This window comes from Paracidovorax cattleyae, assembly GCF_900104515.1.
GTDB classification, from domain to species: Bacteria; Pseudomonadota; Gammaproteobacteria; order Burkholderiales; family Burkholderiaceae_C; genus Paracidovorax; species Paracidovorax cattleyae.
The window spans coordinates 39,552-62,720 of sequence record NZ_FNJL01000034.1; the positions used below are offsets into that span (position 1 = coordinate 39,552).

A 23,169-nucleotide genomic window follows, 5' to 3' on the forward strand; every position below is an offset into this window, starting at 1 on the left:
GGGGCAGGGAGTGCCGCCGGGCGCGTACCTGGCAGCGGCTCTGGCGATGGCTGCGTGCCGCGCGCCCAGCCGCAGGCCTTGACTCAGGCCGTGCCGGGTCGCAGCGCACTGCGGATCGACTCCATCAGTGCTTCCAGGTCTTCCAGCTCGAACGGCTTGAGCAGCGCCCGCACGTTCGGGCCGAGGGTGTCCAGCCCGTGGCCGAACTGGTAGCCTGAGCACAGCACGATCCAGCGCTGGGAATCGACCTGCAGCAGCTTGCGGCAGAGGTCCGTGCCGGACATGCCCGGCAGGCTCACGTCGGTCACCACGATGTCGAAGGGCTGCGGCCCGTCCAGCTTCAGGGCTTCCTCCGCCGTGGCGCAGGAAACGACCTCGCGGTCGTCGCCTTCCAGCAGCATGCCGATGGTTTCGCGGAGTTCGGCGTTGTCTTCCACGTACAGGATACGCAGGGGAGTCATGGAGTGGTCTGTCCCTGGGAAGGGTTCGGGGGTGGAAGGTCGGAGGGAGTCGGTGGCGGGAGCCGGCGCGGGGGACTGGATCATGCCAGCATCCGCACCTTGGGCTCGCGCTCCCATTGGCGGGTCGCGGCCGCCTTGATGAAGGCGGAAACGTCGTCGGGGGCCAGCACGCCGGCGTCCGGCTCGATGCCGGCGGCCGCCAGGATGGGCTGGGAGCCCTTGCAGGCGGCGATCGCCTTCAGGTGGCCGAAGGCGTCGCGGAACCAGTCCACCGCCGCGGCCTCGCGGGCGAGCTGTGCGCCGGCCTTGGGAGCCAGTACCGAGGCCACCGCATCGAACACCACCGACGGCGTGCCCGCGAGCTGGCCGTCGGCCGGCAGCCGCGACCCGTCGGACAGCACGGCGCCGCCGACCTTGGGTGCCACGATCTTCACCTGCGCGCCGGCCTTCTCGGCGGCCTTGCGCAGCGCGGCGATCGGCTCCGGTGCCGATCCGTCAGCCACCAGGATGCCGATGCAGCGGCCCTGCAGCGTGGGCTTCATGCGGTCGATGATGCGCAGCGCGGGCGACAGCGGCAGGTCCTGCGCGGGCGCCGCGGCCGGGAAGGGCGCCGGCAGTTCGGGCAGGCCGAGGCCGTCCGCGACGCGCTGGGCCAGGCCCTCGTCCACGTTCAGCAGTTGGGCGACGACGGCGATGCGCACGCGCTCGGTCTCCACCTTCGACAGCTCGAACACCAGCGCCGAGGCCATGTGCGCCTGCTCGATGGCGCTCTGGCTGCGGTAGAACATGCGCGCCTGGCTGTAGTGGTCCGCGAAGCTTTCCGGGCGCAGGCGGCCCTTGGCGCCGTCGTCATCGGCCAGGCGCTCGGTGAAATGCCGGAAGCCCTGGGCCACGGAGGCGCGCGGCGTGTCCTGCTGGAGGCTGCTCGGCTCATAGGCCACGCGGCCCTTGGGCACCTGCATCTGCATGTGGCCGTCGCGCTGCATGTTGTGGAAAGGGCACTTCGGCGCGTTGATCGGGATCTGCACGAAGTTCGGGCTGCCCAGCCGCGACAGCTGCGTGTCCAGGTACGAGAAGAGGCGGCCCTGCAGCAGCGGATCGTTGGAGAAGTCGATGCCCGGCGGCACGTTGGCGGGGCAGAAGGCCACCTGCTCGGTTTCGGCGAAGAAGTTGTCGGGCCAGCGGTTCAGCGTCATGCGGCCGATGGTCTTCAGGGGCACCAGTTCCTCGGGCACCAGCTTGGTCGGGTCGAGGTGGTCGAACGGGAAGCGTGCGGCCTCTTCCTCGGTGAAGAGCTGCACGGCCAGGTCCCATTCGGGAAAGTCGTCCGCCTGGATGGCCTCGAACAGGTCGCGCCGGTGGAAATCGTTGTCGGCGCTCTGCAGCTTCACCGCCTCGTCCCACACGGTGGACTGGAGGCCCAGGCGAGGGCGCCAGTGGAACTTCACGAACGTGCTCTCGCCCTGCGCGTTCAGCAGGCGGAAGGAATGCACGCCGAAGCCTTCGATCGTGCGCAGGCTGCGCGGGATGGTGCGGTCGCTCATCGCCCACATGATCATGTGCAGGCTCTCGGGCATGAGCGAAATGAAATCCCAGAACGTGTCGTGCGCGCTCGCGGCCTGCGGGAACGCGCGGTCGGGCTCCATCTTCACGGCGTGCACGAGGTCGGGGAACTTCATCGCGTCCTGGATGAAGAACACGGGGATGTTGTTGCCGACCAGGTCCCAGTTGCCTTCGTCGGTGTAGAACTTCACGGCGAAGCCGCGCACGTCGCGCGGCGTGTCCACCGAGCCCGCGCCGCCGGCCACCGTGGAGAAGCGGCAGAACACGGGCGTTTGCCTGCCGACTTCGGTGAGGATGCGCGCGGTGGTGTACTTCTCCAGGCTTTCGGTGAGCTCGAACACGCCGTGCGCGGCGCTGCCGCGTGCATGCACGATGCGCTCGGGAATGCGCTCGTGGTCGAAATGCGTGATCTTCTCGCGCAGGATGAAATCCTCGAGCAGGGTGGGCCCGCGCGGCGTGGGGCGCAGCGAGTTCTGGTTGTCCGCGACGGGGATGCCCTGCTGCGTCGTGAGCACCGGGTGGCCGCCGCCGGCCTGCTGCTGCAGTTCCCCGCCCTGGCCGCGGGCGGTGTCGCCGGTGGCCGCCGCGGAGGCGGCTTTCGCCTTGCGGGGCGCTTTCGTGCCTGCGGAGTCGCTCGGGGAGGATGTGTTCTTGGGCATGGGGCGTTCCTTGTGGGAATGTGGGCCGCTGTGCGCGGAAGAGGGCATCTTTTTCCGCCGCGATGGGGCAGGCTGTAGGACAAGCGCGCTTTGGCCGCGGGACGCTGGCGCTGCGATGCGCCTTCCTCCGACACACCGAAGGCCGCAGGATCCGGATACTTGGCTGAACGCGCCCACGGTTTCCGGCTGCTTCGCAATCGATCCGAATGCACCGTGCCTTGCGCGCTCCGATATTCCTTTTGGCCCGGGAACACACATGATCCGAATCAAGCTCCAGGTGGAATTGGAGTACAGCGTTGGCGACGGTCCTGGCGCGGACTTTGTCTTCAACATCCATGCTGCGCACACCGGGGGGCAAAAGGTCCAGGAAGAAAGCATGGAGATCAGCCAGCCGGACGCGGTGCCGCGGCTGCACACCGATCCCGCCACCGGCACGCGCTGCATGCGTCTGCACGCCGCGCCAGGGCCGCTCACCGTCGCCTACGCGGCCACGGTGGACATGCACCACCATGCCGCCGATCCGGCGCGCATTCCCGAAGTGCCGGTGCGCGACCTGCCACCCGAGGCTGTCGGCTACATCCTGCCCAGCCGCTACTGCCAGTCCGACCGCCTCGTCACGCTGGCCATGCGCGAATTCGGCCACCTGTGGCAGGGCTACAGCCGCGTGCAGGCCATCTGCGACTGGGTGCGCGGCCACGTCGCCTTCCGCTCCAACACTTCCAACTCCACCACGTCGGCCATCGACACCTTCGTGGAGCGCGTGGGGGTCTGCCGCGATTTTGCGCACCTCATGATCGCGCTGTGCCGCGCGCTGAACATCCCGGCCCGCATCGCGACCGGCACCGACTACGGCGCCGATCCTGCGCTGGGGCCGCCCGATTTCCACGCCTACGTGGAGGTCTTCCTCGGCGACCGCTGGTACGTGTTCGATCCGTCCGGCACGGCCATCCCCATGGGCATGGTGCGACTGGCGACCGGCCGCGATGCCGCCGACGTGGCCTTCGCCACGATCTTCGGCAGCGTGCAGTCGTCCGCCCCCAAGATCCGGGCCTGGGCGGTGCAGGACCCGGACCGCGGCTTTGAGCTGCCCCATCATTCCTCGCTGGCGCTGTCCACCGATTTCCCGGGCGGCCACGGCGCGCCGCGTGCTCCGGCAAGCCAGGGCCGCAGGGGGCACGTGGGCTCGGGGCGCATGCCCGCACTGCAGGCGGCCGGCGCCTGAAGCGTTTCCCCCGGCGGGTGCCGCCGGGGCCGCAGGTTCGCGCATGCGCCTGCCGGTTCGCATGCCGGCTCCGCTGGCGATGCCCGTGCGATTTCAATGCGCAGGGGGTCAACGCATCCCTTCCGCAGGGCCGGGCGCAGCAGCGCCGCGCCCGCCTTCGTCGAGCGCTCCGATGCCTTCCACGCCCTCTGCCACGTCGCCACGATCGTCCCGCCGCCAGGCTGGGCCCCCGTACCCCGGACCTGCCACGGTGCCAGGCGCGCATGACGCCGCGCGGCCGCAGGATGCCGGGCCGCGGCGGCACGCCCATGCGGGCCCGTTGCTGCCGCGCGCCCGCTCCCTGCCTGCGCATGCGGGGCTGCCCGGAAACGCCGACCGTCCGCCGCGCGCCGCGGGCATGTCCTCCTCCCGTTCCGCATCCCCCGTCCCATCTCCGCGCGGGCCCGGGCTGGAGAGTCCGCAAGGTCCGGCAGGCCCCGGAGGCGCGGGCGCATGGCGCGCGCTGTTTCCACGCGACCTCCCCGGGCTGCAGCCCGTTTGGCGCAACATGGTCCGGCAGGCAGCCCGACTGACAGAAGAGATGCGCGCCCACCCGGTGTGGACCGCCGTCGCTCTGGACACCCTGCGGCAACCCGAACTCGTCGGTGCCATGGCTGCGCAACTGGCCACGGCTTCGCAATGGTTCTCCGCCGGGGCAAACGCGCTGCCAGGGCAGCTCGCGCAGCGCGGAGACCAGGAAACGGCCTGGCGCATCGCACAGGCGTTGGTGCGGCTCGACGGAGCGCAACTGGCCGAGGACCTGATCGGCGAGGTGGTGTACGGCACGCTCCGGCATCTGCAGGACCGCCAACTGGTGGTCCTGCAACTGCTCGCGGGCCTGGGCATGCTGCTGGCCTATTGGCAGAGGATGGCCCGCCAGCGCGACGCCCTGGCAGTGGCGCATGCGCCGGGCCCGCCGCCGGTGCAGTCCGGCACCCCCGCGAGGCCGGTCGCAGGCACCCTCCAGCGATCCCTGAGCGACAGCCGCGCCGCGCTGTCGAACAGCGTGGCTGGCGCGCTGACGCAGGCCGCCCAGGGCGTGATCGAGGGCGAATACGCGGCGGGCGTGGCCCAGTGGATGGCGGACGAGGCCCGCCGGACGGCCAGCCGCTGGTTCGTCCGCAGCCGGAGTTTCAGCTAGGGCTCAGCCCGCCTTGCGGAAGGTGAGGTTCACCCGCTCCACGCCCCATTGCGGGTGCAGCCCGTCCTTCACCGGCTGCACGCCGTGAAAGCGCAGCCGGTCCGGTCCGCCCCACACCACCACATCGCCGTGCTGCAGCGGCACGCGCGCCACCGGGCCGGTGCGCGCGAAGCCGCCCCACAGGAACACCGCCGGGAGCCCGAGCGATACCGACACGATCGGCGCCTGCAGGTCGCGCTCGTCACGGTCCTGGTGCAGCGACAGGCGCGTGCCGGGGGCGTAGCGGTTGACCAGGCAGCTGTCGGGCTCGAAATCCGCGAACCCGGCGTGCGCGGCCGCCTCGCAGGCCAGCCGCCGGAAGGCGTCCGGCATGGCGGGCCAGGCCGCGCCGGAGCCGGGATCGAGCGGGGCGTAGCGGTAGCCGCGGCGGTCGCTCACCCAGCCCAGGCGGCCGCAGGACGTGGTGGCGACCGACATCGCCCGCCCGCCCGGGGTTTCCATGTGCCGCCAGGGGGCGGTACGGGCCACAGCCAGCACCCCCTCGCGCAGGGCCGACACTACCGGCAGCGCGAACCCGCGCAGCAGCGCCGCTCCCGGCCCCAGCGGGATGTCAGAGGCCCCGGCGGGGTCGCCGTCGAAGAGATCGGGAGTCGTGGAGGATGATCGGGGCATGGCATAAGCCACATGGCGCCTTTGCCGCCGTCCTGCAAGGGCTCTCGGGTCCTGCCATGCTCCTGCGCATTCCATGGTTTCCCAAGGAGATACTCCATGTCCGCCGTGCCCCCGCCATCTACCTCCGCCGCCCCGTTGCGCATCGATTTCGTCTCCGACATTTCCTGCCCCTGGTGCGCCATCGGCCTGCAGTCGCTCGGCCGGGCGCTGGACAGGCTCCAGGGCTCCGTGCAGGCAGAGCTGCATTTCCAGCCGTTCGAGCTCAATCCGCAGATGCCGCCCGGGGGGCAGGACATCGGCGAACACCTTGCGGAGAAGTACGGGGCCTCCCCCGAGCAGACCGCGCAGACGCAGCGCGCCATCGCGGAGCGAGGGGTTGCACTGGGCTTCGAGTTCCGCATGGACCGCCGCAGCCGCATCTACAACACCTTCGATGCGCACCAGCTGCTGCACTGGGCGCACGAGACGGCCGGCCCGCAGGCGCAGGAAGCGCTCAAGCGGGCCCTGTTCCATGCCTACTTCACGGAGGGCCGCGACCCCGGCGACCGGGCGCTGCTCGTGCAGCTGGCCGCCGGCGCAGGCCTGGATGCGGCGCGCGCGCAGCAGGTGCTGGAATCCGGCGAGTACGCCGATGCGGTGCGCGAGCGCGAATCCTTCTACCAGCAGCACGGCATCCACTCCGTGCCGGCCGTCATCGTGAACGGGCGGCACCTGATCCAGGGCGGCCAGCCTCCGGAGGTGTTCGAGCAGGCCCTGCGGCAGATCGCCGCGCAGGGGTGAGGCGGCCGGGCGCCGCGCCCGGGCCATTCTTAAGATTGGCCTAAGTCAAGCAGGGCACATTAGAGGTTCGGCAGCCGCTGTCTCTTCTCCCTCCCTCCTTACTCAGGCTGCTGTTTACCCGCTTTGGCGGGTATTTTTTTGCCTGGACGCCATGGCAACGGCCCCGGGCGGAGGCTGCCAGGGGGAAAGTGCGCGCTTACTTGCGCAAGGGGATCGGTGTGGCGCGGTCCACCGGCACGGCCGTGACCGCGTTCTGGGGCGAGCCCTCGATGAGCTTGTCGGAATAGGTGAGATAGACCAGCGTATTGCGCTGCGCATCCACCATGCGCACGATGCGCAGCCGCTTGAAGAGGATGGACATGCGTTCGCTGAACACCTCTTCCTGGGCCTTGAGCGGCTGCGGGAAGGCGATGGGCCCGACCTGGCGGCAGGCGATGGACGCCTCCGCCCTGTCTTCCGCCAGGCCCAGCGTGCCCTTGATGCCGCCCTTGCGGGCTCGGGAGACGTAGCAGGTCACGCCCTGCACGGCGGGGTCATCGTAGGCTTCCACGAGGATGTCGTGGTCGCGGCCGATCCACTGGAAGGCCGTATCGACGGAGCCGATCTTCTGGCCGTCCGCGGCCGCGGCCAGCGCCATGCCGGCGAGCGCGCAGGCCAGCGCGGGCCGGGCGATCCGGCGCAGGAAAGCGGGCACGGCGCTCATGCCGCGGCTCCGCTGCCTTCGGCGCAACGCCGGGCGAGGTGGGTGAGCGCCTCCTCCACCTGGTCCACCAGCACCAGGCACAGGTCGCCCGGCTGCAGCCGGGCGAGTGCGGCGTCGATGGCTGCGAACTCGCCGCGGATCTCGTCGATGTACTTCGTGCGCGAGGCATCGGCCAGGCCCTCGCGCAGCAGCGCCATCACCTCGCCGTCGGCCCGGCCGCGCTGGGCGGCATCCTGGTAGAGGATGACGTCGTCGAAGGCGGCGCCCAGGATCCCGGTCTGCCCGCGGATGTCCTCGTCGCGCCGGTCGCCCGCACCGCTGATCACCACGCTGCGGCGGTTGCCGGGCAGGGCGTCCACGGCCGCCACCAGGGCGCGCATCGCGTCGGGGTTGTGGCCGTAGTCGGCGATCACGGTCGCGCCGCGGAAGTCCATGACGTTGAAGCGGCCGGGGGCGTTGTCGCTGTCGTTGACGAAGCCGGCCAGGCCGCGGCGGATGGTGTCCCACGGCAGGCCGATGCCCCAGGCGGCGGCGATGGAGGCCATCGCGTTCTCGACCTGGAAGCCGATCGCGCCGTTGCGCGTGAGCGGGATGTCGCGCAGGGCGATCTGCTCCCTCCAGGAGTCCTCGGCCGCCACGATGTGGTCGCCGTCCACGTACACCACGCGCTGCCCCCGGGCACGGTGCGTGGCCATGACCGGATGGTGGCGGTCCAGCGCGAAGAAGATGACCTTGCCCGGGCTGCTCGGCGCCATGGCGGCCACGTGCGGGTCGGCGGCGTTGAGCACGGCGTAGCCGTCGGCGGCCACGTTCTGCACGACCACGCGCTTGAGGATGGCCACATCCTGCACGGTGTGGATGAAGTTCATGCCCAGGTGGTCGCCTTCGCCCACGTTGGTGACCACGGCCACCTGGCAGCGGTCGAAGCCCAGGCCTTCGCGCAGCAGGCCGCCGCGCGCGCATTCCAGCACCGCGGCATCGGTCTCGGGGTGGGCGAGCGCATTGCGCGCGCTCCGGGGGCCCGAGCAGTCGCCGCTGTCGATCTGCCGGCCGTTCACGTACACGCCGTCCGTGTTGGTCATCGCGGTGCGCCAGCCATGGGCCGTGAACAGGTGCGCGATCAGGCGCGTGGTGGTGGTCTTGCCGTTGGTGCCGGTGACCGCCACCAGCGGTACGCGGCCGTTCTCTCCGGGCGGGAACAGGGCATCGACCATGGGCACGCTCACGTTGCGCGGGCGGCCGAAGGACGGCGCCAGGTGCATGCGCAGGCCGGGGGCGGCATTGACTTCGACGATGCCCCCGTTCTGCTCTTCCAGAGGACGCAGCATGGTCTCGCAGACCACATCCACGCCGCAGATGTGCAGGCCGATGGTCTGCGCGGCCTCCACGGCGCGTGCGGCCACTTCGGGGTGCACGTCGTCCGTCACGTCGGTGGCGCTGCCGCCCGTGGACAGGTTGGCGTTGTTGCGCAGTACCACGCGCTGGCCCTGGGCCGGCACGGACTCGGGCGTGAGGCCTTCGGATGCGATGCGGGCGATGGCGATGTCGTCCAGGCGCACCTTGGTCAGCGCCGTGCCGTGGCCGCTGCCGCGGCGCGGATCCTGGTTGACGATCTCCACCAGCTCGCGGATGGTGTGGTGGCCGTCGCCCAGCACCTGCGGCGGCTCGCGGCGTGCGGCCGCCACCAGCTGGTTTCCGACCACCAGCAGGCGGAAGTCATGGCCGGGCAGAAAGCGCTCGACCATCACCTCGTCGCTGAAGGCCCGCGCGGTGGCATAGGCTGCCTCCAGCTGGGCGCGCGTGGTGATGTTCACCGTCACGCCCTTGCCCTGGTTGCCGTCCTGGGGCTTGATGACCACGGGCAGGCCGACTTCCCCGGCCACCTTCCACGCATCTTCCAGGTCGGCCACGGGTCGGCCCAGCGGCACGGGAACGCCGGCCGCATGCAGCAGGCGCTTCGTGAGGTCCTTGTCCTGCGCGATGGATTCGGCCACGGCGCTGGTCATGTCCAGTTCCGCGGCCTGGATGCGCCGGGCCCGGGAGCCCCAGCCCAGTTGCACCAGCGAGCCGCTGGTCAGCCGGCGGAAAGGAATGCCCCGGGCCACGGCGGCATCCACGATGGAGCCGGTGGAGGGGCCGATGCGCTCGTCCTCGTCCAGTTCGCGCAACTGGTTGACCACGGCATGCGCGTCGAAGGGGGTGTCGGCCAGCGCAGCCTGCACCAGCCGTTCGGCCTGCTCCATGGCCAGGCGGCCGACGGCTTCCTCGGTGTATTCGACCACGACCTGGTACGTGCCTTCCTCCACCGTGGCATGCGTGCGGCTGAACGTGATGGGGCAGCCGGCCAGGGCCTGCAGCGAGTGCGCGGCGGTCTCTACGACCTCGGCCAGCGAGACGGGCACCGCGGCGCCTTCGGGCCGCAGCGTGCCGATGCGCGGGAAGCGTGCCCGCAGGCGGTCCTCCAGGCCGGGCAGAAGGGTGATGTCGCGCTCGGCGACGTCGCAGTGGACGACGGCCTCCATGGCGGTGCTGCGGGTCCAGATGTTGGGGCCGCGCAGGGCGCGGATTCGGGAGATCTGCATGGAAGTAGTGCTCTCGGGGGCGAATCAGTGCGTGTACTCGAAGGTCTTGATGCCGGCAGCGATCAGGTCGGGCGTGATGTCCAGGGCCCAGGCCGTGGCGATCGCGGCCAGCAGGGCCGCGGTGCCGGGCTGCGTGCTGCCGGCCAGGCTCAGGCTGGCCAGCGAACCCAGCACCCGCTCCTTGGTCCCGGTGGCCAGCACCACGTTTCCGCCCTGCACGAACACGGCACGACCGTCCCTGTCGGCGCGGTGCGCGGCCACCACGGGGTTGTCGGCATGCAGCGCGTAGAACAGCACTTCCCCGTCGCACAGGCGGGCCAGATCCGCCACCTGCGCGTCTTCGGCGTTGAGCACGCCGGCGCCGTCGTCGAGCACCAGGTCGATCTGCGTGCGCATCACCCGGGTCATCTGCGCGGGCTCGAGCACGTCATGGTCGGCGAGCTGTTCCCAGCCCTGCATGTCGGTGACCACGCCGACCAGGCAGCGGTCGTAGGCCAGGCCTTCTTCCAGGATGGAGCGAGCCGTGGTCTGCACCACCGCGGCCTCGGCCAGGCGGTTGGTGAGAAGGCGATGCGCTCCGGCCCAGTCGGCGGTATCGGTGTGCTGCGTGCGGCGGTTGGCCAGGAACATGCCTTCGCTGCTCGCCACGCCGGTGAGCTTGCCCGACAGCTGCAGCAGCCAGCCCACCAGCCGCGCGATGAAGGCGTTGCCCTGCGTGCCGGCGATGCCCACCAGCGGGATGCGGCCCGCGCCCGGGCCCTCGTCGGTGCGCGGGAAGAGGTGGTCCACGATGGCCATGCCCACGGGGCGGGGCGTGCCGCTGGTGGGCTTGAGGTGCATCAGCAGTCCGGGTCCGGCGTTCACCTCGAGGATGGCGCCGCCCTGCTCCTTCATGGGGCGCGAGACGTCCTGCAGGATCATGTCCATGCCGGCGATGTCCAGGCCCACGATCCGGGCGGCCAGCTGGGCGTAGTAGGCGACGTCGGGGTGCACTTCGTCCGTGCAGTCGATGGCCATGTTGCCGTTGCGCTGCAGCAGGATGCTCTGGCCCTGGGCGGGCACGGTGTCGGGCGTGACGCCCTGGCGCTGCAGCTCCAGCTGCACCGCCGGCGCTTCCAGCTTGATCCAGTCGAGCGGGTACTCCTGCTCGGGGCCGCGGCGCGGATCCTGGTTGACCATGTCCACCAGCTCGCGCAGCGTGGAGCGCCCATTGCCCGAGACGCTCACCACCTCGCCGCGGCAGGCCGCCACCACCTTGCCGCCCACCACCAGCAGGCGGTGCTCGGTGCCCTCGATGAAGCGCTCGACGATCACCGCCGAGCCCTCGGGCTCGGCCAGGGCGAAGGCAGCCCGGATCTCGGCCTCGCCGTACAGCTCCAGCGTCACGCCGCGGGCGTGGTTGCCGTCCGAGGGCTTGACGGTGACGGGAAACCCGATGTCCTGCGCCACGTCCCAGGTTTCCTGGGCATTGGCGACCACGCGGCCTTCGGGCACCGGCACGCCGCAGGTGGCCAGCAGGCGCTTGGTGAAGTCCTTGTCCTGCGCGATGCCCTCGGCGATGGCGCTGGTCTGGTCGGTCTCGGCCGTCCAGATGCGGCGCTGCGCGGCGCCGTAGCCCAGCTGCACGAGGTTGCCGTCGTTCAGGCGGATGTGCGGAATGCGGCGCTCGCCGGCCGCGTCCACGATGCTGCCGGTGCTGGGGCCCAGGTAGCTGTCATTGATGCTGGTCTTGATGGCCTGGATGGCGGGCTTGACGTCGAACGGCCGGTCGTTGATGGCGGCCATCAGCAATTGGTGTCCCCAGGCGAGCGCGGTACGCGCCACTTCTTCCTCGGGGCAGCGGAAGACCATGCGGTACACGCCGCGCCGGGAGATCTCGCGCGTCTGCCCGAACTCGGCCGGCATGCCCGCCAGGTTGAGCAACTCGATCACGACATGTTCCAGCACATGGCCCATCCAGGTGCCGCTTTCCAGGCGCTGGATGAACCCGCCGCGCTCTCCCACACCGCAGTGGTGCTCGATCAGGGCCGGCAGCCAGGTGGTCAGGCGTTCGTTGAGGCCGGGGATCTTGTCCGACGGCCAGTCCTCCAGCTCGCCCAGGTCCAGCCAGACCTCGAGGATGGGACGGTAGGTCCAGACGCTGGGGCCGCGCAGGTAGGTGATGCGCAGCAGTTGGATGTCATTGAAAGTCGCCATGGAGTGCAGCGTAAAGGAATCTGCGGCCGCGGGGGACCGGGAAAGCGAAGGAAGGCTGTTGCGATTGTGCGCCGAAGTCGGGACGGGGCGCCCTGTCAGCGCAGGGGGGCGGGCGCGCGTTACATGGCGGTGCCGCTGCCGCCTCCGGGGCATCGGAGAGAGAATGCCTCCCAGCACACAGGCCCGGCACTTGAGCCGGCCTGGTGTGAGTACCCACAAACATGCAACATCACCATCCTGCGGACGCCTCGGGTGTCTTGACGGGCCCCATCTGGGCCGAAATGCGAGCCAGGCTCGCGCCCACGGAAAACGTGCTGGCCACACTGGAGGTTGACCTGAGCGCCGCGCTGCGCTTCGCACCCGGCCTGCTGATGCTCACCACGCAGCGCCTGCTGGTGCAGGAGCCGGGCGGCGGCGCGGGCGAATGGGCCCTGGCGCCCGGCCTGTCGGTGCGGCTGATCGAGCATGGCGGCGTCGGCACGCTGGAGCTGCACGACGACGCGCGGCGCCTGGCGCTGTGGCGCTTCACGCTGGGCCACCACCCCCAGGCGCTGCTGCTGCAGCAGAAGTTCGAGCAGCAGGTCGGGCAGCTGTCGGCCCCCTTGGGCGGGCCGCTGGAGGCCGAGCCGGACGACGGGGCGCATTGCGAGGCCTGCGGCGCGGTGCTGCCGCCCGACGCGGAGGAGTGCCCCGCATGCGCGCGCCAGCAGGCCCCCCAGACGTCCACCTGGGTGCTGCTGCGGCTCTGGCGCTTCGCGCATCCCTACCGGCACCAGCTGCTGCTGGGCTTCCTGCTCACGCTGGCTTCCACGGGTGCCACGCTGGTCGCGCCCTACCTGACGATCCCCATCGTGGACAAGATCCTGATCCCTTTCCAGAACGGGCAGCGGATCGACGCGAGCCTCGTGGGCTTCTATCTCGGCGGCCTGTTGCTGTCGGCCCTGGTGGCCTGGGGCCTGGGCTGGGCGCGCACCTTCGTGCTGGCCAAGGTGTCCGAGCGCATCGGCTCCGACCTGCGCACCACCACCTACAGACACCTGCTGACGCTCTCGCTCGACTACTACGGCAGCAAGCGGACCGGCGACCTGATGGCGCGCATCGGCGCGGAGACGGACCGCATCAACCTCTTCCTGTCGCTCAACGCGCTCGATTTCGCCACGGACGTGCTGATGATCACGATGACCTCGGCCATCCTGTTCTCCATCAATCCCTGGCTGGCGCTGGTCACCCTGGTGCCGCTGCCCTTCATTGCCTGGATGATCCACCTGGTGCGCGACCGCCTGCGCACGGGCTTCGAGAAGATCGACCGCGTCTGGTCCGAGGTGACCAACGTGCTGGCCGACACCATCCCGGGCATCCGCGTGGTCAAGGCCTTCGCCCAGGAAAAGCGAGAGTCCGACCGCTTCGCCCAGGCCAACCTCGTCAACCTGCAGGCCAACGACCGCGTGAACAAGACCTGGTCGCTGTTCACGCCCACGGTGACGCTGCTGACCGAGATCGGCCTGCTGATCGTGTGGGGCTTCGGCATCTGGCTGGTGGCCGGCGGACAGATCACCGTGGGTATCCTGACGGCCTTTATCGCCTACATCGGCCGTTTCTACAGCCGGCTCGACTCGATGAGCCGCATCGTATCGGTCACGCAGAAGGCGGCCGCCGGCGCCAAGCGCATCTTCGACATCCTGGACCACGTCAGCAGCGTGCCCGACCCGGTCCACCCCGTCCAGCTGCAGCAGGTGCAGGGCCGCATCACGCTGGACAACGTCAACTTCCGCTACGGCAGCCGCTCCGTCATCCGGAACCTCGACCTGCAGATACGCCCCGGCGAGATGATCGGCCTCGTGGGCCACAGCGGCTCGGGCAAGAGCACGCTGGTGAACCTCATCAGCCGCTTCTACGATGTGACCGAGGGCTCCATCCAGGTGGACGGGGTGGACGTGCGCCGCCTGCGCGTGGCCGACTACCGGCGCCACATCGGCCTGGTGCTGCAGGAGCCGTTCCTGTTCTTCGGCACGATCGCCGAGAACATCGCCTATGGCAAGCCGGATGCCTCGCGCGAGGAGATCGTCGCGGCGGCCCGCGCGGCCCATGCCCACGAATTCATCCTGCGGCTGCCGCACGGCTACGACTCGCTCGTGGGCGAGCGGGGGCAGGGCCTGTCGGGCGGCGAGCGCCAGCGCATCAGCATCGCGCGCGCCCTGCTCATCGACCCGCGCATCCTCATCCTGGACGAGGCGACCTCGGCCGTCGATACCGAAACCGAGGAGGAGATCCAGAAAGCCTTGGACAACCTCGTGCAGGGCCGCACCACCATCGCGATCGCCCACCGGCTCTCCACGCTGCGCAAGGCCGACCGCCTCGTGGTGATGGACCGCGGAGAGATCGTCGAGGTCGGCCCGCACGACGAGCTCATGGAGAAGCAGGGCGCCTACTGGCGCCTCTACGAAGCCCAGGCACGCCGCGTCGAGGAGGACGCGCAGGCTCCCGGCCTCGTGGAAGTGGACAGCGCGATGCTCCACTCGGCCCATCCCGCGGGGACGCCATGATGGCGGCCACCGCACCCCACTCACCCCCCGGTTCCGCCACGATGAACGCTCCCCACGCTTTACCCGCCTTCGGCCTGCAGCGCGACGCGCACGGCCGGCTGGTGCTCACGCTGGCCGACGGCACGGTGCACGAGGCCGTCACCCCCGTGCGGGCCTTTCCCATCGCCGCTCCGGGCGAGGGCCTGTCGCTCGTGGGCCAGGACGGCCATGAGGCCCTCTGGATCGACCGGCTCGACCGCGTGGATGCGGCCCTGCGCGCGCTCATCGAGGAAGAACTGGCCGTGCGTGAGTTCATGCCCACCATCACGCGGATCACCGCGGTGTCGAGCTTTTCCACCCCGAGCACCTGGGACGTGGACACCGACCGGGGCGCGGCCCGGCTGATCCTGAAGGGCGAGGAGGACATCCGGCGCCTGGGCAGCCGCAACGCGCTGCTGATCGCCGCGGCCGACGGCGTCCAGTTCCGCGTGCCCGACGTGGCTGCGCTGGACAAGGCCTCGCGGCGCCTGCTGGAACGCTTTTTGTAGCCCGTGTAGGCCACTGGCAGGTGGCAAAACTAAGGGAAAACCCTTAAATTGCACCGAAAGGCGAAAAAAGGCCTTAATCCACCCTTTTTTTTGCCGTTATGGATGTACGAGATGGGGTTAGCTCCCCCCGGACGTTTCTCGCCAACCAACGGAAGCCTGCCATGCAAATGCCACCTGTCGATCGATCGCCGCTCTGGCGTCCCCAGGGCGCTGATTTGTATTCCACCGGCGCTTCCGGCGCGGTGCCGGTCAGGCCCGTCAACGGCGTGACCCCGGTGGAGTCCACGGACCGCCTGGGCGAGGGCACCTCCATCCGGGAGCCGGACAAGCCCTCGGACAAGGACCCTTCGAACCGCGACTGGACCGAGGTCAAGAAAAAAGAGAAGGAAGAGGCGGAGAAGGCCAAGGACCCGCCGCCCGAGCCCATCTACAAGCAGTTGCTGGAGTTCATCCAGTCGATGTGGCGCGCGAGCGGCTCTGCCGTGGAGATGGCGCAGGAAATGAACAAGAACAGCCTGCAGGAGCGGATGTCCCAGGAAACCAAGGACCAGCCGCTGACCTACGCCGATCCCAAGGTCAAGCGCACCGGCGGCTCCTGATCCGCCAGCGGCCGTGCTGCCGCGGGCTACTGCTTCCGGGCCGCCGGCGCCGATGCCGCCGGAGCCGGGGAGTCGGCAGATGCGGCCGCCGCGGCGGCCTTCGCCCGGTCGCGCTCCGCGCGGTACTTCACCGTATAGGCGCGCACCTCGTCCAGGGTCACGTAGCCGTCGTGGTTGGTGTCCGCATCGTCGAAGGCGGCCGCCAGGCGCGGGATGACCGCCACCTCCTTGCGGCTGAGCTTGCCGTCGCCATTGAAATCCAGCATGTGGAATTCGCGGATCGCCTTGATCTCGCCCTTGCTGAGCGGCTGGCTGGCCGCGGGCTGGGCCGGCTCGGCGGCAGCGGAGGCCTGCGGGGCCCTGGCCACTGCCTTCGCAGGAGGTGCGTCCGCGGCGGACGCACCAGTGCAGGAGAGGGTGGCCGCCACGCCCAGCGCCAGGGCGGCCATGGAAGGATGCAGTCGGGTTCGAAGTCGCATCATGGTGGGAGCATCGCATCCGCCCGAGGTTCCTCGCGCGGGAGGTTGGTGATGCCGGCGCTCACGTGCCCGGACGGCACGTGCCGCGCCGCGGAGGCCACGTGGCTGCGCTGGTCGTCGAAGAAGAAATCGGGCTCGAACTCCCGCAGGAAGGGGCCTTTTTCCAGCCCGCCGAGGAACATCGCCTCGTCCACGGCGATGCCCCAGTCCAGCAGCGTGCGCACGGCGCGTTCGTGGGCCGGCGCGCTGCGCGCCGTCACCAGCGCGGTGCGGATGCGCATGGTCTCGGACGCGTCGGCCTGCTGCTGCAGCCGGTGCAGCGCCGCCAGCAGCGGCTTGAACGGGCCGCCGGCCAGCGGCAGCGCCGCCTTGGTCACCTCGTGCTCGTGGAAGGCCGGCAGGCCGCCCTGCTGGTAGATGCGCTCGGCCTCGTCGGAGAACAGCACCGCGTCGCCGTCGAAGGCGATGCGCACCTCGTGCGGGTAGCGGTCGCCCGCCGGGGTGGAGTCGGTCATTACCCGCGCCGCGGGAAATCCGATGTTCAGCGCCTGCTGCACGTCCTTCTCGTTGGCCGACAGGAACAGGTGCGCGCCCAGCGGCCGCAGGTAGGCGAACGGGTCGCGCCCGCGCGTGAACACCCCGCGCTCGATGTGCATGCCCGCGGCGTGCGCCGAGGCGAACACGCGCATGCCGCTGGCCGGGTCGTTGCGCGACAGCACCACCACCTCCACGCGCTGCGACTGGGCGGTGTTGAAGCCGAGCAGCTTGCGCACCAGCGGGAAGGCGATGCCCGCGCGCGCGGGCTGCTGCACCAGCTCCAGCTGGCGGTGCATGTAGGCGGCCTCGTCGCCGGCCTCGAACAGGCGGTTTTCTTCCTCGAAATCGAACAGCGCGCGGGAGGAGATGGCGACGACGAGCTTGTCGTCCAGGGTCAGGGCCATGGCAGGGCTACTTCACGAACTGGTTGAGCTGGATGATCGGCATCAGCACCGCCAGCACGATGAGCATCACGATCGCGCCCATCGCCACGATTAGCAGGGGCTCCAGGATGGTGGCCAGCTGCATCGCGCGGCGCTGCACCTCGGCCGACAGCTGCGCGGCCGCGCGCTGCAGCATCAGCGGCAACTGCCCCGTCTGCTCGCCCAGCCGGGCGAACATCGACACCAGGCCGGGGAACCGCTTTTTCTGCGCCAGCGCGGAGGCCAGGGGCGCGCCCTCGCGCACCAGCACCAGCGCATCGAGCGCGTCCGCGCGCATGGCGGTGTTGCCCAGCGTCTCGGCGGCGGCCTGCAGGGCCTTCAGGATGGGCACGCCCGCGCCGGCCAGCATCGACAGTGTGCCCGTGAAGCGCGCCGCGTTGTAGCCGCGCGAGAGCCGCCCCACCACGGGCAGGCCCAGCCAGGCGGCATCGAAGCGCTCGCGCACGCGGGGCCGGGCCAGCGCGGAGCGGGCGGCCAGCGCCAGCACCACCAGCACCCCCAGGGCCGCCCAGCCATAGCTGCGCACGGCGTCGGAGAGGGCCATCATCGCCACCGTGAGGAAGGGCAGGGCGCGCTTGCTGCCCGCGAACACCGCGGCCACCTGCGGCACGACGTAGCCTACGAGGAACAGCACGATCACGATCGCGATCACTGTCACGATCGCCGGATAGAGCGATGCGCCGATGAGCTTGGCCTTGAGCGCCTGCCGCTCTTCGAGGTCGTCCGCCAGGCGCTCCAGCACGAGGCCCAGGTGGCCGCTGGATTCGCCGGCGCCGATCACCGCGCAATAGATGGACGAGAACTCCCGCGGATGCGCCGTGAGCGCCCGCGAGAAGGTGGAGCCGGCGTTCACCTCGGCCCGCAGCGTGGCCACCAGGTGGCGCTGCCGGTCGTCGTCCGACTCGTCGGCCAGCGCCGTGAGCGCCCGCTCCAGCGGCAGCCCGGAGGACACCAGCCCCGCGAGCTGGCGCGTCCATACCGCCAGGCTCGTGGTGCCGAACACCGGCCGCGTGAACAGCCGCTGCCCGAGCGAGACGCTGCCGTCGCCGCCCGCGCCCTGGCCGGTGGCGAGCGCCTCCACGGCCAGTGGCACCAGCGCCTGGGCGCGCAGCAGGCTGCGCGCCGCCTTGGCGTTGTCGGCTTCGAGGGTGCCTTTGCGGGTCTGCCCCTGGGCATCGAGGGCTTCGAAAGAAAACGCGGGCATGCGGGAAAAAAAGTCGGGGAGGGCGGTCGGACCGGAACGCGGGGCGCCAGCGGCGCGACGGACAGAGATGGTAGCCGCTGCCGGCGACAGGCCCGCGCCCCGGCGTGTCAGACCGTGTGCGCGGCCTCCACCGCGGCGTTCGCCTGCGCGGCGATCTCCAGCGAGCGCAACCGCAGCGCCGGTTCGTACACATCGCTCACCAGCATGAACTCGTCCGCGCGCGTGGCGTCGGCCAGCTCCCGCAGGCCATTGCGCACCGTTTCCGGACCGCCGACCACACCCGCCGCCAGGAAGTCGCCGATCGCCGCGCGCTCCTGCGGCGACAGCTGGGCCGCGTAGTCACGCACCGGTGGCTGCAGCAGGCCGCGCCGGCCAGTCAGGATGCCCAGCACCCGTTGGTAGGTGCTGCTGGCGAGGTAATCGGCCTTCTCGTCGGTATCGGCCGCGATCACCGGCACGCCGATCGCCACGTAGGGCCTGTCCAGCGTGGCAGAGGGGCGGAACAGCCGGCGGTACAGGTCCAGCGCCTGGTGCAGCAGCCGAGGCGCGAAATGCGAGGCGAAGGCGTAGGGCAGGCCCCGCTCGGCCGCGAGCTGCGCCGAGAACAGGCTGGAGCCCAGCAGCCAGATGGGCACCTCGGTGCCCGCGCCCGGCACGGCCATGATGCGCTGGCCCGGCTGGGCCGGCCCCAGCAGGCGCTGCAGCTCGGCGACGTCGCGCGGGAAGTCTTCCTCGGTCTCGACGCGGTCGCGGCGCAGCGCGCGCATCGTGGGCCCGTCGGTGCCGGGCGCCCGGCCCAGGCCCAGGTCGATGCGGCCCGGGTACAGCTCGGCCAGCGTGCCGAAGGCCTCGGCCACCACCAGCGGCGCATGGTTGGGCAGCATGATGCCGCCCGAGCCCACGCGGATCGAGCGCGTGCCGCCCGCGATGTGGCCCACCAGCACGGCCGTGGCGGAACTGGCGATGCCCGGCATGTTGTGGTGCTCCGCCAGCCAGTAGCGCCGGAAACCCAGCGATTCCGCATGCTGCGCGGTGCGCAGCGCCAGGCCCAGCGCATCGGCCACGCTGCCGCCCTCGCGCACCGCCACCAGGTCCAGCATCGACAGCACGGGGCGGTGGCCGCCCCCCGGGGCAGCGCAAGGCAGGGGCGTGGATGGGGAGGCCGGGGGCATCGTGGTCGTCATGCGGACCATTGTGCGGCGGACCCCAAAACCGCTGTGGCCATGCGGGCAACCATCGGATGGTGGTTGATTGCCTTAATTTATCGGTTAAGTTGAATCGATTATTTCAAATAAAATACATGCCACTTCCCCTCCTTGCGATCGCTCTCTCGCCAGCCACCATGGGATTCTTCAGCCGACTGTTCCCGCCCCGGGCCGACGGCCGTCCCGTGCCCGATGACTGGACCTCGCTGCCCGACAGCCAGGCCAGCGAGCTGGTGCTGATGGGCGACGAGGCCGCCAAGCTGCTGGCCGAGATCGACATCGATGCGGCCATCGCCGCCCAGGAACGCTGGGTGCCCTGGCTGGAGCAGGTGCTGCTGCATGGTGCGCGCGACGAACGCCTGCGCCCCGAGGCCATCCGCGACGACACCCGCTCCGAACTCGGCCAATGGCTGCGCGGGCCAGGCCGCGTCGCCCTGGGGCATCTTGCGGCCTTCGACATGATGGCCCGGCGCCACCGCTACTTCCACCAGCAGGCCGCCGACGTGGTGCTGCATGCCGAGGCCGGCGACGAGCGCCAGGCCCGGCAGGCCTTCAAGAGCGGCTGCCATGCCTCCCGGCAGGTGGTGATGCTGCTGCAGGAACTGAAGCGGGGCCTGGACCGGGCGGCGCGCTAGCGGCTAGCGGAGCGGCGCCAGGCGGTGCCCGCTCACAGGTCTACCTTGACGGTGGCCTTGACCGTGCGCGGCGCGCCGGTGGCCAAGCGGGTACCGGCGGCGGCCCAGTACTGCTTGCCCCCCGCGTTCTCCACGTTCAGCTGTAGCAGCGTGCGCTTGCCGAGCAGCGAGGTGGCGTAGCCCAGGCCGGCGGAATAGATCGTGTAGCCGCCCAGGAAGGCCTGGTTCAGGTCGTTGACCGGGCGGCGGCCCGTGAAGTACGCGCCCCCGTTCACGTTCAGGCCGGGTACCGCGGCGATGTGGTAGGACAGGAAGGCGCTGGCCGTCTTCCTGGCGGTGTTCTCCGGCAGCTTGCCGTCGTAGGCCGGGCCGATGTCCTCGAACTTCGCGTCGATCACCTGCGCCGAGACCTGCCACGCGAGCTGGCGCGTCAGCCGGCCCTGGGCGGAGGCTTCGATGCCCTGGTACCTCTGCCGGCCGTCCGCGGTGAAGAGGTTGCCGGTGTTGGTGTAATAGCCCGGGCGGTCGATGTCGAACACCGCGGTGGACAGCAGCGTTTCGCCAGCGCGCCAGCGCAGACCCAGTTCCTTCTGCTTGCTCACGCCGGGGGGCAGGCGGGTGCCCACGTTGGCCGAGCCGGTGGGGGCCGTCTCGCCTTCCTCCAGCCCTTGCGAATACGAGCCGTACACCGAGAGATCCGGACTGAACTTGTGGATCACCGCCGCCATCGGGCTGGTCTTGGTGGCCGCATAGTTGAGCGCGCCCTGGTTGCTGCCGTAATCGGTATAGCGCACGCCGGCGATCACCTGCCAGCGCGGCGACAGCTCGATGCGGTCCACCGCATAGATGCCCTTTTCCTCCGTTTCGTAGCCGGCCGTGGTCGGCGACGAAGGTGCCGCGCCGTAGGTCACGCTGGTGATCGGGACCGGGTTGTAGAGATTCTGCGTGGTGCTGTAGTTGCGCTGGTAGATCGGGTCCTGCGTCTTGTTCGTCCGCGCGGCGCCCAGCGTGAGTTCGTTCCGGTAGCCGGCGACGCTGAAGGTGCCGAACGCCTCGGCCCGCAGCATGTCCGATTCCACCACCTGGCGCTGCATGTTGCCGCGGATCGTGCCGGCGCCGGTGGCAGCGTTGTTCAGCGTGAAGATCGACAGGCGGCGGTCACGGTCCGTTCTGGAACGGCCGGCTTCCAGCGTCAGCGCCCAGTCGTCGCCCAGCGAATAGTCCGCGCGCACCTGGGCATTCGTCGTCTCGGCGTCGAACACCGCCATGTTGGGCGCGATGAGGGCGCGCGCATCCGGCACGCGTGGAAGCGTGATCCGGCCGTTGACGGCCGCGGGCAGCGCGATGCCCGCCTGCTCCACGAGCTTCCTGCGGTCGTACTCGAGGTCGGCCCGCAGCGACAGGCGGCTGTCCACGCGCCAGTCGAACGCCGCCGACAGGAAGCGCCGGCTGCCGTCGTCGGCGCCGCGCATGGAGTTGCCCAGCGTGCCCCCGGCGGCATTGATGCGCAGTCCGTACTGCTGCGCATCGCCGAACCGGCGGCCCACGTCCGCCGTGCCCAGCACCGTGCCGTAGTTGTCGAACACCGTGCCCAGCGTCGCCACGGGCGTGGCGCCCGCGCGCTTGGTCACGAAATTCACCACCCCCGACGGCGCGGTGAAACCGTAATAGAGGGCCGACGTGCCCTTGAGCACCTCCACCCGCTCCTTGTCCTCCATCGGCACCTGCGAGAAATTCATGATCGGCAGCGAGCCGTTCAGCCGGTAGTTGGTGCGGTTCTCCACCGTGATGCCGCGAATCACCAACTGGTCCCAGCTGTCGCCGCCGTTCTGCTGGCGCGTCACCCCCGCGGTGTTGCGCACCGCGTCGTACAGGCCGCCGGCCGCCTGCCGGTCCAGCACCTCGCGCGTGATCACGTTCACCGTGGCCGGCACATCCATGATGGAAGCCCCGCGGAACGTGCCTGCTTCCACCGTGTTGGGGACGAAGCCGTTGGCGCGCTCGTCGCGGACGGTCAGCGTATCGAGCGACTTGTCGGGAGACCCCTTGTCAGTGCCCTGGGCGTGGAGGGTGGGTGTGCAGGCGAGCATGGCCGCGGCGGCCAGCGAAGACGGGAGGAACTTCATAACAAATCGCTATGGTGGGAATTAACTGATACATATGATAACAATTCTCATTTGCATAAGTCGTTTCCCTGGATGGCGCAAGGGCATTTTCCATGGAATCCCTGGAAATTCCCCGGCCGGTTCGCCGCTGCGGCTCAGCGCTTCTGGCGCATGGGCATGCGGTCGATCTCCGCGAAGACGGCCCGCAGATCCACCTCCGCGCCTTCTTTCATCTTCACGCCGCCATCCTTGCCCACGAGGATGAACGTGGCCGGACCCCGCGCATCCAGATCCAGCGCCTTCAGCAGCGCCGCGGTGCGCGCGGCCCCCAGCGGTTGCCCATTGCGGCGGCCCTGGCCGGCCACCACGGTGAACAGCACCATGTCGCGCTCGCGGAAGCCTTCGCGCAGGGCCGGTTCCTGCAGGGCGGCGCGCACCTTGGCGAGGAGGGGGGCTTTTTCCTGCGGGGCGACCACCACGACGGGGCGGGTTTGCCAGCGCTCGGCGATGAGGGGGTTGGCGTTGCCGATTTCGCTGGTCCAGCCGGTGCGGAGCGCGGCTGCCAGACCCAGAGCGAGGACGGCAGCGCGGTAGAGGGTGCGGCGGTGCAGGGGCATGGGGGCAGTGTCAGCGGAGGAGGGCTGGGTGGATGTCGGACTGGGGCGATAGGAGGGGGCGGGGCACGTTACCGCCGAAGCTCTGCTGCTGCAGGTAGAAATTTCAATCCACGTGCCTACTGGCGGAGCGACGTTCAGGCACTTCGAGCGTCACCCGGTTTCAACCCACGCGCCCATGCGGGGCGCGACGCCAATTCCGTTGCCGCCATCAGCGCCTATGTTTGTTTCAACCCACGCGCCCACGCGGGGCGCGACTC

Annotated in this window: 19 protein-coding genes; 7 read left to right on the forward strand and 12 right to left on the reverse strand. The window is 70.1% G+C overall.

All coding sequences use genetic code 11. The features are described 5' to 3' along the window. Positions 1–83 precede the first annotated feature (83 nt). Entirely contained in the window at positions 84–452 is a 369-nt protein-coding gene (locus BLR05_RS21685; RefSeq protein ID WP_167361321.1) for a response regulator, read from the reverse strand. 89 nt (positions 453–541) lie between these two features. After that, positions 542–2,683 carry a catalase gene (locus tag BLR05_RS21690; protein WP_092838777.1) on the reverse strand — a complete coding sequence of 714 codons (2,142 nt, stop codon included), beginning with the start codon at positions 2,681–2,683 and terminating at the stop codon, positions 542–544. A 256-nt stretch (positions 2,684–2,939) separates the two neighbouring features. Here BLR05_RS21690 and BLR05_RS21695 point away from each other — a divergent pair, with 256 nt between their 5' ends. After that, entirely contained in the window at positions 2,940–3,905 is a 966-nt protein-coding gene (locus tag BLR05_RS21695; protein WP_092838780.1) for a transglutaminase-like domain-containing protein, read from the forward strand. Between the two features lie 580 nt (positions 3,906–4,485). Further along, positions 4,486–5,085: a hypothetical protein gene (locus BLR05_RS21700; RefSeq protein ID WP_092838783.1), complete on the forward strand. Its 600-nt coding sequence runs from the start codon at positions 4,486–4,488 to the stop codon at positions 5,083–5,085. A gap of 3 nt (positions 5,086–5,088) precedes the next feature. Here the strand turns inward: BLR05_RS21700 and alkB are convergent, their stop codons facing one another. Then, on the reverse strand, positions 5,089–5,757 hold the full coding sequence (alkB, locus tag BLR05_RS21705) for a DNA oxidative demethylase AlkB (RefSeq protein WP_092838786.1): 669 nt from the start codon (positions 5,755–5,757) through the stop codon (positions 5,089–5,091). A gap of 96 nt (positions 5,758–5,853) precedes the next feature. Here alkB and BLR05_RS21710 point away from each other — a divergent pair, with 96 nt between their 5' ends. After that, on the forward strand, positions 5,854–6,537 hold the full coding sequence (locus tag BLR05_RS21710; protein ID WP_092838789.1) for a DsbA family oxidoreductase: 684 nt from the start codon (positions 5,854–5,856) through the stop codon (positions 6,535–6,537). A 196-nt stretch (positions 6,538–6,733) separates the two neighbouring features. Here the strand turns inward: BLR05_RS21710 and BLR05_RS21715 are convergent, their stop codons facing one another. From BLR05_RS21715 to BLR05_RS21725, 3 genes are read right to left on the reverse strand one after another with little or no spacing between them, the layout of a single operon-like run. After that, positions 6,734–7,240 carry a CreA family protein gene (locus BLR05_RS21715; protein ID WP_092838792.1) on the reverse strand — a complete coding sequence of 169 codons (507 nt, stop codon included), beginning with the start codon at positions 7,238–7,240 and terminating at the stop codon, positions 6,734–6,736. Beyond that, the gene (gene cphA / locus BLR05_RS21720; protein WP_092838795.1) at positions 7,237–9,822 is read right to left on the reverse strand and encodes a cyanophycin synthetase; all 2,586 of its coding nucleotides are present in this window, start codon (positions 9,820–9,822) and stop codon (positions 7,237–7,239) included. Before cphA ends, BLR05_RS21715 begins: the two co-directional genes overlap by 4 nt. Before the next feature lie 24 nt (positions 9,823–9,846). After that, positions 9,847–12,018, reverse strand: coding sequence for a cyanophycin synthetase (locus tag BLR05_RS21725; RefSeq protein ID WP_092838798.1), 2,172 nt, complete (start codon positions 12,016–12,018; stop codon positions 9,847–9,849). Positions 12,019–12,239: 221 nt separating this feature from the next. On the opposite strand from BLR05_RS21725, the gene BLR05_RS21730 reads away from it, so the two are divergent. From BLR05_RS21730 to BLR05_RS21740, 3 genes are all read left to right on the forward strand, one after another. After that, positions 12,240–14,561 carry a cyanophycin metabolism-associated ABC transporter gene (locus tag BLR05_RS21730; RefSeq protein ID WP_092838801.1) on the forward strand — a complete coding sequence of 774 codons (2,322 nt, stop codon included), beginning with the start codon at positions 12,240–12,242 and terminating at the stop codon, positions 14,559–14,561. 41 nt (positions 14,562–14,602) lie between these two features. Continuing rightward, complete coding sequence (locus tag BLR05_RS21735; RefSeq protein WP_092838840.1) at positions 14,603–15,088, forward strand: cyanophycin metabolism-associated DUF1854 family protein; 486 nt, start codon at positions 14,603–14,605, stop codon at positions 15,086–15,088. A 161-nt stretch (positions 15,089–15,249) separates the two neighbouring features. After that, positions 15,250–15,687 carry a hypothetical protein gene (locus BLR05_RS21740; protein ID WP_092838804.1) on the forward strand — a complete coding sequence of 146 codons (438 nt, stop codon included), beginning with the start codon at positions 15,250–15,252 and terminating at the stop codon, positions 15,685–15,687. A 26-nt stretch (positions 15,688–15,713) separates the two neighbouring features. On the opposite strand, the gene BLR05_RS21745 is transcribed toward BLR05_RS21740, so the two are convergent. The 4 genes from BLR05_RS21745 to BLR05_RS21760 all read right to left on the reverse strand — a co-directional run bounded on the left by BLR05_RS21745 (position 15,714) and on the right by BLR05_RS21760 (position 19,450). Next, positions 15,714–16,169 (reverse strand): EF-hand domain-containing protein, encoded by a 456-nt coding sequence (locus tag BLR05_RS21745; RefSeq protein WP_092838807.1) that lies wholly within the window; start codon positions 16,167–16,169, stop codon positions 15,714–15,716. After that, the gene (locus BLR05_RS21750; protein WP_092838810.1) at positions 16,166–17,107 is read right to left on the reverse strand and encodes a 5'-nucleotidase; all 942 of its coding nucleotides are present in this window, start codon (positions 17,105–17,107) and stop codon (positions 16,166–16,168) included. Before BLR05_RS21750 ends, BLR05_RS21745 begins: the two co-directional genes overlap by 4 nt. A gap of 7 nt (positions 17,108–17,114) precedes the next feature. Then, entirely contained in the window at positions 17,115–18,350 is a 1,236-nt protein-coding gene (gene gspF / locus BLR05_RS21755) for a type II secretion system inner membrane protein GspF (protein ID WP_092838813.1), read from the reverse strand. 107 nt (positions 18,351–18,457) lie between these two features. Beyond that, entirely contained in the window at positions 18,458–19,450 is a 993-nt protein-coding gene (locus tag BLR05_RS21760) for an LLM class flavin-dependent oxidoreductase (protein ID WP_225979386.1), read from the reverse strand. Positions 19,451–19,692: 242 nt separating this feature from the next. Here BLR05_RS21760 and BLR05_RS21765 point away from each other — a divergent pair, with 242 nt between their 5' ends. Further along, positions 19,693–20,190 carry a CZB domain-containing protein gene (locus BLR05_RS21765; RefSeq protein WP_092838816.1) on the forward strand — a complete coding sequence of 166 codons (498 nt, stop codon included), beginning with the start codon at positions 19,693–19,695 and terminating at the stop codon, positions 20,188–20,190. Positions 20,191–20,222: 32 nt separating this feature from the next. Here BLR05_RS21765 and BLR05_RS21770 read toward each other — a convergent pair whose 3' ends face one another. Beyond that, the gene (locus BLR05_RS21770; protein WP_092838819.1) at positions 20,223–22,316 is read right to left on the reverse strand and encodes a TonB-dependent siderophore receptor; all 2,094 of its coding nucleotides are present in this window, start codon (positions 22,314–22,316) and stop codon (positions 20,223–20,225) included. Between the two features lie 134 nt (positions 22,317–22,450). Then, a complete protein-coding gene (locus tag BLR05_RS21775) occupies positions 22,451–22,912 on the reverse strand; it encodes a DUF4174 domain-containing protein (RefSeq protein WP_092838822.1) in 462 nt (153 codons plus the stop codon). Positions 22,913–23,169 lie beyond the last annotated feature (257 nt).